16 protein-coding genes are annotated in these 15,815 nt (G+C 70.3%); 8 read left to right on the top strand and 8 right to left on the bottom strand.

Going from position 1 to position 15,815, the window contains the following annotated elements; all coding sequences use genetic code 11:
• The 5 genes from ACH4S8_RS41775 to ACH4S8_RS41755 all read left to right on the top strand — a co-directional run.
• Nucleotides 1-110 (top strand): GNAT family N-acetyltransferase (locus tag ACH4S8_RS41775; protein WP_398403973.1); only part of this gene is annotated, 110 nt, incomplete at its 5' end.
• A gap of 530 nt (nucleotides 111-640) precedes the next feature.
• On the top strand, nucleotides 641-1,198 hold the full coding sequence (locus tag ACH4S8_RS41770) for a TetR/AcrR family transcriptional regulator (protein ID WP_398403956.1): 558 nt from the start codon (nucleotides 641-643) through the stop codon (nucleotides 1,196-1,198).
• Nucleotides 1,195-2,088, top strand: coding sequence for an aldo/keto reductase (locus ACH4S8_RS41765; RefSeq protein WP_398403954.1), 894 nt, complete (start codon nucleotides 1,195-1,197; stop codon nucleotides 2,086-2,088). The genes ACH4S8_RS41770 and ACH4S8_RS41765 overlap by 4 nt, the downstream gene beginning before the upstream one ends.
• A gap of 90 nt (nucleotides 2,089-2,178) precedes the next feature.
• The gene (locus ACH4S8_RS41760; protein ID WP_398403952.1) at nucleotides 2,179-3,198 is read left to right on the top strand and encodes an NADPH:quinone reductase; all 1,020 of its coding nucleotides are present in this window, start codon (nucleotides 2,179-2,181) and stop codon (nucleotides 3,196-3,198) included.
• A 592-nt stretch (nucleotides 3,199-3,790) separates the two neighbouring features.
• The gene (locus ACH4S8_RS41755) at nucleotides 3,791-5,122 is read left to right on the top strand and encodes a lanthionine synthetase LanC family protein (protein WP_398403950.1); all 1,332 of its coding nucleotides are present in this window, start codon (nucleotides 3,791-3,793) and stop codon (nucleotides 5,120-5,122) included.
• 77 nt (nucleotides 5,123-5,199) lie between these two features.
• On the opposite strand, the gene ACH4S8_RS41750 is transcribed toward ACH4S8_RS41755, so the two are convergent.
• Both ACH4S8_RS41750 and ACH4S8_RS41745 read right to left on the bottom strand, forming a co-directional pair.
• Nucleotides 5,200-5,694 (bottom strand): hypothetical protein, encoded by a 495-nt coding sequence (locus ACH4S8_RS41750; protein ID WP_398403948.1) that lies wholly within the window; start codon nucleotides 5,692-5,694, stop codon nucleotides 5,200-5,202.
• 117 nt (nucleotides 5,695-5,811) lie between these two features.
• A complete protein-coding gene (locus ACH4S8_RS41745) occupies nucleotides 5,812-6,888 on the bottom strand; it encodes an Lrp/AsnC family transcriptional regulator (RefSeq protein ID WP_398403946.1) in 1,077 nt (358 codons plus the stop codon).
• Between the two features lie 110 nt (nucleotides 6,889-6,998).
• Here ACH4S8_RS41745 and ACH4S8_RS41740 point away from each other — a divergent pair, with 110 nt between their 5' ends.
• From ACH4S8_RS41740 to ACH4S8_RS41730, 3 genes are read left to right on the top strand one after another with little or no spacing between them, the layout of a single operon-like run.
• Nucleotides 6,999-8,213 (top strand): M20 family metallopeptidase, encoded by a 1,215-nt coding sequence (locus tag ACH4S8_RS41740; protein ID WP_398403944.1) that lies wholly within the window; start codon nucleotides 6,999-7,001, stop codon nucleotides 8,211-8,213.
• A complete protein-coding gene (locus ACH4S8_RS41735; protein WP_398403942.1) occupies nucleotides 8,210-8,392 on the top strand; it encodes a hypothetical protein in 183 nt (60 codons plus the stop codon). The genes ACH4S8_RS41740 and ACH4S8_RS41735 overlap by 4 nt, the downstream gene beginning before the upstream one ends.
• Nucleotides 8,335-8,967 carry an MFS transporter gene (locus tag ACH4S8_RS41730; protein ID WP_398403971.1) on the top strand — a complete coding sequence of 211 codons (633 nt, stop codon included), beginning with the start codon at nucleotides 8,335-8,337 and terminating at the stop codon, nucleotides 8,965-8,967. Before ACH4S8_RS41735 ends, ACH4S8_RS41730 begins: the two co-directional genes overlap by 58 nt.
• Before the next feature lie 148 nt (nucleotides 8,968-9,115).
• Here the strand turns inward: ACH4S8_RS41730 and ACH4S8_RS41725 are convergent, their stop codons facing one another.
• From ACH4S8_RS41725 to ACH4S8_RS41700, 6 genes are all read right to left on the bottom strand, one after another.
• Nucleotides 9,116-9,784: a hypothetical protein gene (locus tag ACH4S8_RS41725; RefSeq protein ID WP_398403940.1), complete on the bottom strand. Its 669-nt coding sequence runs from the start codon at nucleotides 9,782-9,784 to the stop codon at nucleotides 9,116-9,118.
• A 58-nt stretch (nucleotides 9,785-9,842) separates the two neighbouring features.
• Nucleotides 9,843-10,145: a hypothetical protein gene (locus tag ACH4S8_RS41720; RefSeq protein ID WP_398403938.1), complete on the bottom strand. Its 303-nt coding sequence runs from the start codon at nucleotides 10,143-10,145 to the stop codon at nucleotides 9,843-9,845.
• 504 nt (nucleotides 10,146-10,649) lie between these two features.
• Nucleotides 10,650-10,913 carry a hypothetical protein gene (locus ACH4S8_RS41715; RefSeq protein WP_398403936.1) on the bottom strand — a complete coding sequence of 88 codons (264 nt, stop codon included), beginning with the start codon at nucleotides 10,911-10,913 and terminating at the stop codon, nucleotides 10,650-10,652.
• Nucleotides 10,914-11,069: 156 nt separating this feature from the next.
• Complete coding sequence (locus ACH4S8_RS41710; RefSeq protein WP_398403968.1) at nucleotides 11,070-11,792, bottom strand: CHAT domain-containing protein; 723 nt, start codon at nucleotides 11,790-11,792, stop codon at nucleotides 11,070-11,072.
• A gap of 208 nt (nucleotides 11,793-12,000) precedes the next feature.
• Nucleotides 12,001-12,603, bottom strand: a complete 603-nt coding sequence (locus ACH4S8_RS41705; protein WP_398403934.1) for a sarcosine oxidase subunit gamma — start codon at nucleotides 12,601-12,603, stop codon at nucleotides 12,001-12,003.
• Complete coding sequence (locus ACH4S8_RS41700; protein ID WP_398403932.1) at nucleotides 12,596-15,814, bottom strand: sarcosine oxidase subunit alpha family protein; 3,219 nt, start codon at nucleotides 15,812-15,814, stop codon at nucleotides 12,596-12,598. The genes ACH4S8_RS41705 and ACH4S8_RS41700 overlap by 8 nt, the downstream gene beginning before the upstream one ends.
• Nucleotide 15,815: the final 1 nt, after the last annotated feature.

Raw genomic sequence — 15,815 nt, 5'->3', positions numbered from 1 at the left:
CGGACCCGGCCAACCCCACCAGCAACGCCCTCTACCAGCGCATCGGATACGTCCACCTCGCCGACTTCACCGGATACAAGTTCTCCCGCGGCACGCCAGAAGCCGGTTAGGACACGACCGACGCGAGACGCGTCTGCCGTCCAGGAAACGCCGACAGGACCTCGCACTGGATCATCCAGGTCTGCGCAGCCGACCAGCCTCACCTGCACACCTTCATCCGGGGCCTGGCCCAAGACCACGACGCCGTGAACGCCGCGCTCGCCCATCCCTGCGGCAACGGCCCCGCCGGGGGCGTCAACACCAAGACAAACGGATCGCACTCCAGATACGCGGACGAGCAGGCTTTGCCCTTCTCCGCCGCCGGATCCTCCTCGGACAGCGGCACGCTCCGTCACCACCGAAAGTGGGACAGGGCCGTTGGCTGGACGGCCCCGGTCGACGAGTGGTCACGCGCCGGCTCTGCCGTCTGTCACACGGAGTCGCTTCCGCCACGGCCGGGACTCCTGGCCGTGATCTCGCCATCCGTTTCATCGTCCACGGCCGGGCTTGTCCATCCGTGACTCAACTTCAGCCAAACAGAGCAGCGACTCTGTATGGTGGAGCTGCAAGCAGAGCATCGATTCTTTTTGCCGGAGGGGCAGTGCCGCGGCTTACCGACGCACGCAAGGAACTTCGGCGCGCCCAGATCACCGAGGCCGCCGTACGCTGCTTCAGCCGCAACGGCCTGGAGCGGACCTCGATCGCCGACATCACGGCCGAGTCCGGCCTCTCGAACGGCTCGATCTACGCCCACTACCGCAGCAAGGCCGACCTGGTCCAGGCCTCCGCCCACGTGGTGCTCGACAAGCGCGCCGAAGCCCTCGGCGACTACGCCGCGAGCGACACCCCGCCCGACCCCGACGAACTGCTCGCCCGCCTGATCGCCGCGATCGACCCCGCCGAGGCCCGCGTCGGCGTGCAGACCTGGGGCGAGGCGACCACCAACCCGGCCGTCCACGGCATCGTCATCGACACGATCGACCGGTTGCGCGCCATGGTGCACGACTGCGTCATGGCCCACCTGGTCAAGGTCGAGCACCTCGACCCGGCCGAGGCCCAGGAGCAGGTCGTCCCGATCACCGACCGGGTGATGGCGCTCTACCTGGCCGAACTGCTGCACACCGCCTTGCGATCACCGACCGAGGAGACAGCCTCATGACCACCTCGACCGCTTCGTTAGCCGCCCGCACCGTTTTCCGGATCGGCTACGGCGCCCTGCAGCTCGAGCGCCTGCACGACCGCCGCAGCGACGCCGTCACGCTACTGCGCCGCGCGGTCGAGCTGGGCGTCGACCACGTGGACACCGCCGAGTTCTACGGCTTCGGTTTCGCCAACGACGTGATCCGCGAGGCGCTGCGCCCCGAGGACGACGTCCTGGTCGTCACGAAGGTCGGCGCCGATCCCGACCCGGGCGGGCCACTGCCACTGCGTCTGGCGCAGCGGCCCGAACAACTGCGCGCCAGCGTCGAGGACAACCTGCGAAGCCTCGGCACCGACCAGCTCCCGGTGGTCAACCTGCGCCGCCTCGATTCCGGCCCCGGCCTGCGCCCCGACGGCGATCAAGTCGTCGACCTCGACGACCAGCTCGCGGTGATGACCGCCCTGCGCGACGAGGGGAAGATCGGCGCGATCGGCCTGAGCAGCGTCACCCTCGACGGCCTGCGCCGCGCCCTGCCCGCCGGCATCGTCTGCGTGCAGAACGCCTACAGCCTCGTCTCCCGCGACGACGAGGACATGCTGCGGCTGTGCGCGGCCGAGGGCATCGCCTGGGTGCCGTTCTTCCCGCTGGGCGGGGCCTTCCCAGGCCTGCCCAAAGCAACCGACGAGCCGGCGGTGCACGCCGTGGCCGAGTCCCTGGGCGTCACGCCCTCCCAGGTCGGCCTCGCCTGGCTGCTGCACCACGCCCCGAACGTGCTGCTCATCCCCGGCACCGCCGACGCCGCCCATCTGGAGGCCAACATCGCGGCCGGCGGGATCACCCTCGACGCCGCGACCCTCGCCACCCTCGATGCCATCGAGTCCCGCTCCAACGAAGTCCCCATCGGCTGACCGGAACCGACCGGGCCCGGCTCGCGGCCGCAGTCCGGGCGCCCGGCCACGGCGCACAGCCCATATCCGCCAAGGATCCAAGGACAGATCATGAAAGCCATCATCTACCGCGACAACGGCGGCCCCGAGGTTCTTCAGCTGGTCGACCGCGACCTGCCCGTGCCCGGCCCCGGCGAGGTCCGTGTCCGGGTCGCCGTGTCCGGAGTCAACCCGACCGACTGGCAGGCCCGTTCAGGCGTCGCCCATGCCAAGCCGTTCGCCGAGATCACCCCGCACCTGGACGGCGCCGGTGTGATCGACGCCGTGGGCGAGGGGGTCGAGCAGAGCCGGGCCGGCCAGCGGGTCTGGCTGTACATGGCCGCCGCCGGGCGGCCCACCGGCACCGCCGCCGAGTACACCGTCGTACCTGCCGAGCGGGCCGTGCCGCTGCCCGACGATGCCGGCTTCGACCTCGGTGCCTCACTCGGCGTCCCCGCGCTGACCGCTCATCGCGCGCTCACCGTCGCCGAGGACGGACCCGGCCGTCTCCGTCCCGGGGCACTCGACGACCAGGTCGTGCTCGCCGCGGGCGGGGCCGGGGCGGTCGGGCACGCCGTGATCCAGCTCGCCCGCTGGGCCGGCGCCACCGTGATCAGCACGGTCAGCGGCCCGGAGAAGGCCCGGCTGGCCACCGCCGCCGGCGCCCACCACGTGATCAACTACCGCGAAGGCGACCCGGCCACCGAGATCCGCAAGATCGCCCCGGCCGGCGTCGACATCATCGCCGAGGTGGCACTCGGCACGAACCTCGCACTGGACCTGGCCGTGCTGCGGACGCGCGGCACGATCGCGACCTACGCCAACGACGGCGGCAAGCCGGTCGAACTGAACGTACTGCAGAACATGGTGCTCAACACACGCCTTCAGTTCCTGGTGCTCTACACGGCCGGCCCGGAGGCACGCGCCGCGGCCGTCGAGGACGTCGCCGCCGCGGTCCGCGACGGCGTCCTGCCGGTCGGCGAAGAACACGGCCTGCCACTGCTCCGCCTCCCGCTCCACCGCACCGCGGACGCACACCGGACGGTGGAAAACGGCGCGGTCGGCAAAGTCCTGGTGGACATCACGTCCTGACCCATGGCCAGCCATCGTGCCGACATCTGCACGTAGCCGCGATCGGCACGCGGCAGCTCCCCCAGCCGCAGGCTCGCCGCGAAGAACCGACCGAAGCTCTGATGCTCGCGGCCTGACCACCCGAATCACGCATTCCTCAGCAGAGTCCTAAAGGCCGGAGCACTGCGGATGAATCCCGGTAGCAGAACAACAGCCGCGTTGCCCCGGCTTGATGGATCCAACGGCCGGTCAAGGTCCAATAAGTACGTGTCAGCCGACAGTAGAACCGGTCGGGCATCGTTACCGGTGGTTCGTTAAATCCGGCGGCAGAGGTCAATGCCTTGTGCGGTGGCAATCGCGTCGATCAGCATCTGAAGTTCGGAAGGTGGGTCCGTGTCCGTCCAGGCCTGCCACCACTGGTTGAGGGCAACGGCCGAGGTGAGCCAGGAAGGATGGCGTAAGGCCCTGGGCCGACAAGGCGCCTTGCGGAGTCATCGGCGCGGGATCGGCGTTCTTGTCCAGCTCGGTCGGTTCTGCGGGCGGTTCGCCCAGGAGACGGCGGTCCCCGCACTCGCGATCTCCTGGCCTGTTCAGGTGCATGTATCGTCGCCGGGTGGCGACGAGCGAGGCATACAGGCGGCTGGGCGAGGCGGCATGGTCGTGGGTGCTGGACCAGGTACGCGAGGACGAGGGCCCGTGGCTCCCGGAGACGGTGCCCGGGGACGGCCAGGACGTGACACCGGCGAAGGACCGTGACTCGCTGTACTCGGGCATCGCGGGCCTGGCCCCGGTACTGGTGGAGATCGCGCAACACCGTGAGCTGACGGAACGGGAGCGGGCCCTGGCCGACGGGATCGTGACCAGGTTGTCGGCACAGGCCGAAGGGCGTGTCGAGCCGTCGATGTACGACGGACTCGCCGGTGACGGCACGGCACTGCGTCTGCTCGCGCCGGGCACGGAATCCGTCGCCCTGCGACGGCTGCACGATCTGACGACCTCCGACGGCTGGAGGACGACCCTCGAGTTCGAACCGGACTCCGACGCCCCTCTGAACGACATCATCATGGGGACCGCAGGCGTTGTCATGACGTCGGTCTGGGCAGGGGGAGAGTTCGCGGACGCGATCGCCACAACGGGCTGCGAGGCGCTGCTGCGCACGGCGGACCGCACCGAAGCGGGCCTGGACTGGGGCATCGCGGCGGATACGCAGTGGCGGGCACCCAACTACTCCCACGGCACCGCCGGGGTGGCCGCCGCGCTTGCCGTGGCGGGCGCGGCCCTCGACCGCGGCGACTTCGTCGAGGCGGCGGTCGCAGGCGCCCGGCACGTCCTGTCCATGGGGGTGCTCGACAACGGCGGGTTCGTCGTACCGCACACCGTCCCGCCGTCGAAGCGAGAGGTGGAGCCTCTCACCTACACCTGGTGTCACGGACCGGCGGGAACCTCGCATCTGTTCTCGGCGTTGTCACACGCCGGCGTCACGGAGGTGGCCGGATTCCAGGTCGACGAGCTGCGCCGGCGTTGCCTGACCTCCCTCCTCACATCGGGCATTCCCGAGCGGCTGCGCCCCGGATTCTGGGACAACGACGGCCGGTGCTGCGGCACGGCGGGAGTCGGTGACGTGCTCCTGGACGCCGCACAGGACTACGCCGACACCAACTGGGCGGAGACGCTGCTGCGCGGGGCCCACAAGATGGGCGACGCACTTGTGGAACGGGCGATCCAGGACGAGTCGGGTGCCCGCTGGCGCTTTGTGGAGTACCGGAGCGACGAGCCCCTGCTGCCGCCCGGCACCGCGTGGATGCAAGGCGCGGCAGGCATCGCGGCCTTCCTTCTGCGCCTCGCCCGGTACAACGAGACAGGCCCGAAGGCTCTTGTGGTGGACCGGCCGGATCAGTGGTGGGCCGTGCCCGACGATGTGCGCTTGATTGCCCGCCGGTTCTGAGGCCGACGGGTGGACGAGCACCCGTCGACCGAGCCCGTACAGCTGGGAATGCCTAGATCGGTGCCTCCGGGATACGGTCACAGATAGTCGAAGAAGCGGGTCCACCACCTTGGCGGATGCTCGGGCGGGTAGTAGGAGACGAGGTCGCTGACACCGTCGTATCTCGTTCGGAGCAGGTGCTCGGAGATGGCGACGTAGCCGAGTGCTTCAAGGACGTTCTCGACCCGGTGACGGTCGGTGGCCTGGAAGAGTTCGCGTTCCTCGTCCTCGTCGCAGCTTTCGGAGTTGCCCAAGGTCACGGCTGCCAGGTTCCCAAAATTGCTGACGGTCACCGTGATGCGATCCCCGCCGGCAGTGGCCGTCTCCGGGATGGAGATCCTCCCGTGGTGGCTCGCGTCCTGGACCTGCCGGTCGACGGTGCAGGTGCACTGGAATCGCTGGTCCAGGTGGGCTGCGAGTTGGTCGAATCGTGCTCGGGCGGCGGTGTGATCGTAGCCGTGGGGGAACTCCATGTGGTCGGGGTCGTCGAGGTGCCGAAGCAGAGTCCAGGCACTCTCGTCATCGAGGGACACGTACGTTCTCTCCTTGCTGGTAGCGGGTGGATCGTTGGCTGACGTCGGCTGCGCAGGCGGCCCGGTCTCCGTCCCGGACGGAGGTGGCCGTCGCGGCCCGGTGACGGCACGGGCTTCTCAGACCGGACGGATCGGGGCGGGGGCCGGGGTGCGCATCCGGTTCAGGAGTTCTCTCTCCGCGGTGCCCGCCTCCTGGTCGTCCCACATGCCCGTGAACGGCACTCTGCGCAGGTGGCGGCCCTCCGGATCGAGTACCTCTCCGGCGTGCTTGAGCACCCAGAGCGCCATGGCCCGGTCCGCGACGGCGAGTTCGGGGAACCGCTGGGCCAGCGCCGCCTCGAACGACTGGACGTCGCCCAAGGAGCGCAGCCACACCGTGACCATGAGGTTGTGCGGACCCGACAACGTCGCGCAGAGCCGGGTCTCCCGCATTCCCGAGAGCTGGGCCGTGATCCTCGCGGTCTCCGCGGCCGGGGCGACCCCCCACAGGGTGGCGCTCACCGGCCAGCCGGAGACGGAACGGGCGGCCTCGCAGCGGTACGAGATCGCCCTGGCCGCGTCCAGCCGGTCGAGCCTGCGCCGGACCGTGGTCGGGCTCAGTCCGCTGCGCTCGGCCAGCAGGGCGACGCTCTGCCGGCAGTCCTCCGAGAGCAGCAGGATCAGGTCCAGGTCGGACTGGTTGAGGACCGCGCTCTCCGGCGGCCGGTCACGGTCCGCGCGAAGGATGCCCCGGCGTTCCTCGGCCAGCCGGTCCAGTCGCCAGCGGCTGCCCTCCGTGTGGAGCGCCGTGGCCAGTTGGGTGCGCGTCGCGCCGATCCCGTCGAGCCCGCCCAGCCGGAAGCCCACGTAGCGGGCGAGCTGTGCCTGCGAGCGGAAGACGCCGGTGAGCATCAGGTCCCGCGCACCGGTCGTGTGCTCGATGTTGAAGAGCGGAGCGTCGTCCAGGATCTGCTCGCACACCTGGTGGAGTTTCCCCGACACACAGTCGACCTCGATGAACGCCACGATCAACTCGCCGATGAGCGCGGGGTTGGGGTGGCAGCCGAGCCAGGCGAGACCGGACTCGGTCAGCCGGGCCCAGCGCCGGGCGGCCGTGGTCGCGTCCACGTCCAGTGCCGCGCCGATCCGTCGCCAGTCGGCACGGGGCGCGTGCTGGAGGGCCGTGATCAGGAGATAGTCCAGCTCGTCCAGCATGTCCGCGCTTCCTTCCCTTGTGATGGCGGATACCTGCAAATGATCATGGATAAGTGTCTGATGCCGTCGTTCAGAGGCCAATGGGTGTCCTCGATCGCACGATACCGGCCATGTTCCAGCACTCAGACGCCGCCGCCCTGCTCGACGACCTCACCGGCCTCCGCCGTCGGCTCCACCGTGATCCCGAGATCGGCCTGCACCTGCCCCGCACCCAGGAGAAGGTCCTCGCGGCTTTGCGGGGACTCCCCCTGGAGATCACCCTGGGCAAGAACCTGTCCTCGGTCACGGCCGTCCTGCGGGGCGGCAGGCCGGGCCCCGCCGTACTGCTGCGCGGCGACATGGACGCACTTCCGGTCCACGAGGACACCGGACTGCCGTACGCCTCCGAGCGCCCTGGTGTGATGCACGCCTGCGGCCATGATCTGCACACAGCGGGCCTGGTGGGTGCGGCGATGCTCCTCGCCGCGCACCGCGAGGAGCTCGCGGGGGACGTCGTGTTCATGTTCCAGCCCGGCGAGGAGGGCGACGGCGGTGCCCGCATCATGGTCGAGGAGGGGGTGCTGGACGCGGCCGGCGAGCGGGTCGTGGCCGCGTACGGCCTGCACGTCTTCTCGACCCAGGTCCCCATGGGCACCGTCGCCACACGCCCCGGCACCATGTTGGCCGCCGCCGACGCGTTCGACGTCACCGTGATCGGCCGGGGCGGGCACGGTTCGATGCCGCACCTGACCCGGGATCCCGTGGCCGCCGCCGCGGAGATGGTGACCGCCCTGCAGACCCGGATCGCGCGCGAGATCGACGTCCAGGACCCGGCAGTGATCACCGTGGGTTCCTTCCACGCCGGCACCGCCCGCAACGTGATACCCGACACGGCCGAACTCGGGGCGACCGTACGCACCTACTCCGAGAAGACCCGCGGCCAGGTCCAGGGCATGGTCGAGCGCACCCTCCAGGGCATCGCGCAGGCCCATGGCGTGGACATACGGCTCGACTACACCCGCCAGTACCCGGCCACCGTGAACCCCGCGGACCAGGCGGCCTTCGCCCTGGAGACGGCACTCGACCTCTTCGGCCCGCACCGGGTGTTCGAGACGCCCCGGCCGGTCTCCGGGTCCGAGGACTTCTCGTTCGTGCTCGACGCGGTACCCGGCGCCTTCCTCGCGGTGGGCGCGTGCCCGCCCGACCGCGACCCCGCCACCGCCCCGGTGAACCACTCCGCGCAAGCGGTGTACGACGACCGCGTGCTGCCCGACCAGGCACTGCTCCTCGCCTCACTCGCCGCGCGCTCCCTGGACCGTCACGCGGCAGCGGGCCGGTCCGCGTGACCGAGACCTCCCCCGCTACGGACGAACCCCGCCTCGGCCAGGACCAGGCAGCGCCCACCTCCGTCACCGCAGTCGTGGGACTGCTCGTCCTGTTCGAGCTGATGAGCGCCTCCAGACGGGGATCACGCCGCTTCTGCCCGCGCTGGGCGAACACCACGGGATCGGCGACTCCACGCTGAACTGGATGATGTCGGTCCAGTTGCTGGCCGGGGCGGTGATGGTCCCGGTCCTCGGCCGGCTCGGCGACCTGTACGGGCATCGCCGGATGCTGCGTGCCGCCATCGTCGCCGTGACTGCCGGGACCCTGCTGGTCGCCCTCGCCCCCGACTTCCCGGTCCTCCTGCTCGGGCGGGTGTTCCAGGGCGCGCTCGTGGCGCTCCTCCCGCTCGAGATCGCTCTGGTCCGCGACCGGCTCCCGGTCGAGCAGGCTCGCCGGGCCATCGCGAGACTGGTGGGCGCGCTGACGCTGGGCAGCCTGCTGGGCGCCGTGGTCATGGGCGCGGCGGCCAAGGCCGCGCACAGCATCCAACTCGTGCTGCTCGTACCGGCGTTCCTCGCTCTGGCGTGCGTGCCGGTGAACCTAGCCAACACATTCCCCGACCACCGACCGCCAGTCAACCACCGTTGGCTCCGAGCTGCCGCACCCGCTCGAAGCGGCCTCACCACCATCTCTCTCGAGATACCGAACCGCCCTGGCGGCGATTCGGCTTCCCCCGACCCGCTCCGCGGGAGCGGGCATTCACCCCGGCCCTGAAGGACCAGGCGCCCTGCCCGAAAGCAAGGGTGGAAGAGCTGCCTGGTGACGGCGGCGAGAGCGGCACGTCCATCCGACTCGGCGAATGGCTCGACAACACTCGACGGCGAGCCAGCAAACTCACCCGTTGTCGAACTTGGCGCACGTCTCACTCCGTCCGGCCGCTCAATTCTGCCCAGGTGTAGCTGTCAATACTGTCGGGAGGGCCGAGCCGGGAGAGCTCCGAGCCGTCCCGCCCCACAGCCACGATGAGCGGCCGTATCCCCCCGCGGCCTGTGGACGGGGACTTCCAGACCACGATGAGCCTGCCGTGCCTGGGCACCTCGATCCGTCGGTCGCCGAGGAGGAGATGATGTACTTCGGCCGCCACCTGGAGTTCGTTGGAGCCGACCCATGGGACCGTCCCGATGAAGTCCGGATCACGATGCTGCAGGCGGCAGGCATGACTCAGGCCACCTGCACCTCCGCCAAGCTCGATCATGCCGACCTGACCCGGCTGGCCCACCGCGAGTCTCTCGGCAAGCAAGTCACCGCCCGACGCGCTGCCACCACCTGTGTACTGCCATTTCTCGCCGCAGCGCTCAAAGAGTGCGGTGTGCGTCTCCGCTTTCGCGGACCCGGGACGCCAGACGAACCAGACTGCGCCGACACCCGCCTCCCGGTCGACGTCACCCGACACCAAGGTCAGCCAGCGGCGAGGCAACCAATCCGGCTGCGACACCTCACCATTGACCACGCGTCGGACCACCCTCGACAGAATGATCTCCATCCAGCGGTCGATACGGCGCATCCGACGCAACTCCGCGCGAGTGGGCATGTACACACGGTACCCAGCGGCGGGAGTCCACGCACGCGCAGGAGGTGGCGGGGACGGGTCAGTACCGAAAGCTGGCTCGCCCTTCAGTGAGGTAGATCATCCAGGGGCGAATCGGCTCACCGCCTGCCACAGGCCGCAGTTCCACGTCGAGATCTCGCACCGCGGCTATCGCCCCGATCAGGTGCTCAGGGAAGTCCCGGCACCGCGCCTCCTCCTGTGCGGCAAAGAGCGGACTGACCTCACTCCAGTCGACTCCTGGCACGAACAGGCAGAGAAACCACGGTTGATCGACGCTCAGGTCCCAGAGTTCCCCGATCAAGGAATCGCCATGCCAGACCTCGTATGCGGCCGACTCCCCCACGCACCCCTCCCCAGTTCCTCATCCAGACAGTAACCGCGGCGCAGACAAGTCGCGAGACGCCAATCCGCCATGACCGGTGGCCCATCCAGAACGGAGAGCCCTCGTACATGCAGCACCGGCCGGTGTCGGCAACAGCGCTGCGCGGAATGCGGCGTAGCACAAGCAGGGGGATGCGTGAACGCCGCGCCCCATAGGGGAATCCTGGCAGCGATTCGGCTTCGCCCGACCCGCTCCGCGGGAGCGGGCACTCACCCTGGCCCTGAAGGACCGGACACCCTGACCGAAAGCAAGAGCGGAAGGCCACGCCTGGTCCAGGGATTTGAGCTCTCGTGCGATCGCCGTGCAGAAGCGTGATCCTGGGCGCGGTTTCGACACGCGTAACCCGAAGTGCGGGTGCGACCTGACGGACCGGCCCCGGCGCGTCTTCGAAAAGGCGCGTCGGGGCCGGTTCAGGTTTTGGATCGCCGCCACCCTTACAGGTGGGTGCCGGGGTCGGCTACAGGGTCAGCGGTGGTGGCACTCCTTGTGGGCGGGGCGCCAGACGCGGACCCACTGGCCGGGGTGCCGGTGGTGGTGCCGGTCCCGGAACGCCGGCTGCCACTCCCGCACCCAGTGGCCCGCCACCCTCACGCAGTGGTGCGACCCCGCCGACGGCCGGTGGTCCTGCGGAGCGGCCGACGCGGTACCGACCGTACCGACGACCGCGCCCGCGGCCAGGGCCACCGCCGCCGCCCCCAGAGCCGCAGCCCTCTTCAACCCGTTGATCATGTTCAGACCTTTCCGTACGAACCGGGGCCAACACCCCGGCACTACCCGGACCATTCGGCCGGGCACGCACTGATCCTCACCCCCGGACGCGACCAAAACGCCACCAAACGCCACCTCTTAAGAAATGCAAATCAATTTCTCATTCGGCGCAAATAGTCATATATGCAGTCCAATAGTGCAGTTGGCCACACCTCGACGTCCCGCACACGCAACACCGCTCACGGATCGCGGCACAGGCGCCTCATCTCCATGCGACCGACATCGCCCGCCCGCAGCAGAGCGGGCCGGCGGCAACGCCCCGTACCCGGGGCGACGGCTTCGGTTGGGCAAACCGCGCGAGGTCGCCCCGACCGAAGGCCCGCAGGAACGGGTGAGGGTGCTGGTGCCACGGGCGATATGGCATGCGGAGAGGAAAGCGAGTTCCGCGCCGGAGAGGTCCTGTTCGGCGACCCTGGTCACGAAGAGGGGGCCGTCGTACAGGACCAGGTGACTATTGGCGGGGTCGTCCGGGTCGTGCATGCCGTGGCGGGCGAAGCGGACCCATGGATGCGAGGACAGAGCGGACAGGACGGCAGGCATGACGGCCTGTTCCCCAACCCGGAGGGTGTGCGCGTCGCCGAAGAGCTCACCCAGCGCGGACAGTTCGCTCTGGACGTCGGGCAGGCCGGTCACGGGCGCGGTGTTTTCGTCGTTTTCCGGTACGTCGGCCACCCCTGCTGCAAGCAGTTGCGGCCGCCGGGGCGGGCGGTGAGATCTGGCCCTGATGAGTGAGCCCAGGGTGGGGGTACAGGAGGAGGTCGCTCGGTCGGTGACCCGCGGGCCGTTCCTGGGCCCGGCGGCGTGCAGAGGAAGAAGGGCCAGGGGACCTCTGTGGGGCACCGCCACAGGCGTTGCACCGCTGGAGTCACCTCACGCCAGACCTGCCACCCGCAACCCACTCGTCTCCTGGCCGCACGACGTCGACCAGCGGCTCGACATACTCGTACGCGCCGCCGCGGGCCGCGGGCGAACAGACCTGCCGGTCCCGGATCCTGGCCGCACTCGTCGCCACCGCCGACACCCGCCCCGGCGCCGTGACCGACGTCGTTCAGGCGTACTCCACCGCCGCGTCCAGTAGCCAGTCCGTCAGGTAGCCGGCGAAGGACGACCGGACCAGCACCCAGAACCCGGCCCTGGCCTCGCTTCGAGCGACCAGCACGATCTGTGTGCGGCCCAGCGTGGTCTGCGCGCAGCGGTCGGCCCCGAAGGCACGCGTGTGCAGATCCAGCGGGCAGCCGTGTGCCAGCAGGTCGCGGGCGCGCGGACCGGCGACGAGGAGGGTGGTGCGCTGGGCGGAGACGTCGGTGACGGCCACGGGCTCGTCCGCGGTCGCCGCCCGGATCCGGCTCTCCAGGTCCCGCTCGCTGCCAGGCGGTCCCACTATCAGCCATTCGTCGGGACCAAGCCATACGGCGGTTCGTTCTCCGGCACGTACGACGGTGTTGGGTTCGAGGGGCAGTTGGAGGCCCAGCGCGAGCCCGACGGCGGCGGCCGCCGCTCCCTTGGCGTCGAGCCGTACGTCGACCTGGGCCAGGAAAGGGAGTTCGGCCAGCCGGACCGCGCCTTTGGAGTCGCGTGTGACTGCGGCCAGACGATCCGCGGCGTGTGCCAGGGGGCTGCGGCGCTGGACGGGAAGGACGGTGTCAGCCATCGCGGCGGGCTCCCTCGGGGTCGTAGAGGACGGGACGTGCGACGGTCACCGGAACCAGTCGGTCGCCCACGGGGGCGTAGAGCCGCTCACCGATGCGGTCCCGGCCGCCCTTGATCAGAGCCAGGGCGAACGTCCGGCCCAGCGCCGCGCTGCGGTAACTGGAGGTGACGTGGCCGAGCATCGGCACGGGCGGGGCCGGCAGCACGCTGTCGGCGACCAGGTGCGTGCCCTCGGGGAGGAAGGCACCGGGGTCTTCGGGGAGCAGGCCGACCAGGTGCTTGCGGTCGGGGCGGACGGCGTCGGCGCGGGCGTAGGAGCGCTTGCCGATGAAGTCGGGCTTCTTCTTCGACACCGCCCAGCTCATGCCGAGGTCATGGGGAGTGACGGTGCCGTCGGTGTCCTGCCCGATGATCGGATAGCCCTTCTCCGCGCGCAGGACGTGCATGGTCTGGGTGCCGTACGGGGTGATGCCGAACGGGGCACCGGCCTCCTGCAGCGCCTCCCACAGCGCAAGGGCCTGCCACGACGACACATTGATCTCATAGGCGAGTTCGCCGGAGAAACTGATCCGGCACACCCTGGCCTCGATGCCCGCGACGGTCGTCTCCCGCCATGCCATGAACGGGAAGCTGTCGTTGTCCACCGCCAGCGTCGACGCGAGCGTGCCCAGCACCTCGCGGGAGCGGGGGCCGACCAGGGCGACGGTGGCCCACTGTTCGGTGACGGAGACGCAGTGGACGCGCAGTTCGGGCCACTCGGTCTGCAGCCATTCCTCCATCCAGTCCAGGACAGCCGCCGCGTTGCCCGTCGTGGTGGTGACCAGGAAGCGGTCCGGTGCGAGGCGGATGACGGTGCCGTCGTCGAAGACCATGCCGTCCGGGCGGCACATGACGCCGTAGCGGATCATGCCGACCTTCAGGTTGCTCATCATGTTGGTGTAGAGCCGGTCGAGGAAGACGGCGGCGTCCGGGCCCTGTACGTCGATCTTGCCGAGGGTGGAGGCGTCCATGAAGGCGACGCCTTCGCGGGCGGCGGCGCACTCGCGCAGCACGGCGGTGTCCATGTCCTCGCCGTCCTGCGGGTAGTACCAGGGCCGCTTCCACTGGCCGACGTTCTCGAACAGGGCCCCGTGCATGACATGCCAGTCGTGCACGGCGGTCACGCGCACCGGGTCGTGCAGCGCGCCGCGGTCGCGGCCCGCGAGCGTGGCGAAGGAGACGGGGGTGTAGGGCGGCCGGAACGTCGTCGTGCCGAGGGCCGAGACGTCCACTCCGAGCAGTTCGGCGACGATGCCGCTGGCGAGCACTCCCGATGTCTTGCCCTGGTCGTTGGCCGTGCCGGCCGTGGTGTAGCGCTTGGTGTGCTCGACCGAGCGCAGACCGGCACCGGTCGCGCGGGTCAGGTCGTCGACGGTGACGTCGCGCTGGAGGTCGACGAAACGGGGTGCGCCGGCGGTTCCCGGGACGAGGAAGACCTGCGCGGGCAAAGCAGTCGGTTGCGCGGCCGCTTCGGGAAGGCTCGGCGCCTGGGAGGTGTAGCCCTCGGCCTCGATCGCGCGGGCACCGGCGGCCGCGCCCTGCGCGAGGACCCCGGCCAGGTCCAGGACACCGTTCGCGCTTCCCGCGACCTCGACGGCCTGACGACAGGTGTCGGGGACGAAGGAGCCGAGCGTGTCGTCGTAGCGGAGCTTTCCGCCCGCCTGGCTGAACAGGTGCGCGACGGGGTTCCAGCCTCCGGAGACCAGCAGCAGGTCTGCGGCGAACTCCCGGGTCCCCACGGACTCCCCGTACGGGGCGACCGTCACGGCAGTGAGGCGCGCCACGCCTTCCGTACCGGTGACGGCATGCCCGGTCAGCACCTCGATCCCGGCCTCCCGGGCACGCAGGGCCCACCGGCCCGGCTCGGGGCGGGTGTCGACGATCGCGGGCACCTGTGCGCCGGCCGCCGCGAGGTCCAGCGCGGCGGCGTAGGCGCTGTCGTTGGTGGTGAAGACGACGGCGCGACGGCCGGGCAGAACGCCGTGTCGGTTGACGTAGGAACGGGCCGAGGCCGCCAGCATCACACCGGGGCGGTCGTTGTCCGCGAACGCCAGCGAGCGCTCGTGGGCGCCCGTGGCGAGTACGACGCGACGGGCGCGGATGCGCCAGACGCGCTCTCGGGAGACGTGCTCGGGGGCCGCGGAGCCGAGGTGGTTGGTGCGGCGCTCGACCGCGAGGAAGTGATTGTCGTCGTAGTGGCCGAAGACCGTGGTACGGGGCAGCACGCGCACCTCGGGTGCGGCTTCGAGCAGGGTGCCGACCTCGTCCGCCCAGTCGAGGAGTTCGCCCGTGCCCGGCAGGCTGCCGCCCGGTTCGGGCTGGTCATCGGCGAGGATGACGCGTGCGCCACTTCGGGCGGCGGCTGCCGCGGCGGCGAGTCCCGCTGGTCCGGCGCCGACGACGAGCAGGTCGCAGTGGGCGTGGACGGCGTCGTAGCGGGCGGGGTCCGGCTCGGTGGCGAGCCGTCCCCGGCCGGGCAGGCTGCTTGCCACCAGGCCGTCGTACAGCTCGACGGTGGTCGCGGGGAGCATCGGCTCGGGGAAGGGTTCCTCGATCTGGACGACGGCGTTGGGCTCCTCGACGCCGGCCGAGAAGATACCGCGCGGGCGGCCGAGCTTGATGCTGGTGCCGACCTGGATGACGCCGTTGGCCAAGAGGGCGGAGGCGAGGGTATCGCCGCGGAAGCCCTCGTACGGCGTGCCGTCGAAGACGAAGCGGAGCCGCTGGTCGCGGTGGATCCGGCCGCCGGAGGTCAGCCGGAACGGTTGGGTACTTGTGCCCGTGGCGGCGGCTTCGGGGGCTTGCGGCTTCGTCACCGAGAGCGGTCCGGTGGCCTGGTGTCGCTGTTCGGGCCCGTGCTCGAACGCCGGACGGTCCGGTGATGGCGGCCCCGGCTCGATGGGGGCCGGCCGCGGCTCGCCCGGCCTGTACACCGTGAGGATCTCGTTCGTCGCCGTGTCGCGCACCGCGTTGAACCAGCGGCGGCAGCCGGCCGTGTGGCTCCAGCGTTCGGCGAACGGGCCCTTGGGGTTGTCGCGGAAGAAGAGGTAGCGCGCCCACTCCTCGTCGCTCAGGGCCGCGGGGTCCTGTGGGTAGGGCACGTGTGCCTGGCCGCCGTAGTGGAATTCGGCTTCGTCGCGGGGCCCGCACCACGGGCAGGGGATGAGCAGCATG

Source organism: Streptomyces sp. NPDC021080 (assembly GCF_044333225.1).
Taxonomy (GTDB): Bacteria; Actinomycetota; Actinomycetes; order Streptomycetales; family Streptomycetaceae; genus Streptomyces.
Note: the sequence above shows the minus strand (reverse complement) of the source record. Positions and strands in the feature narration are given on the sequence as shown.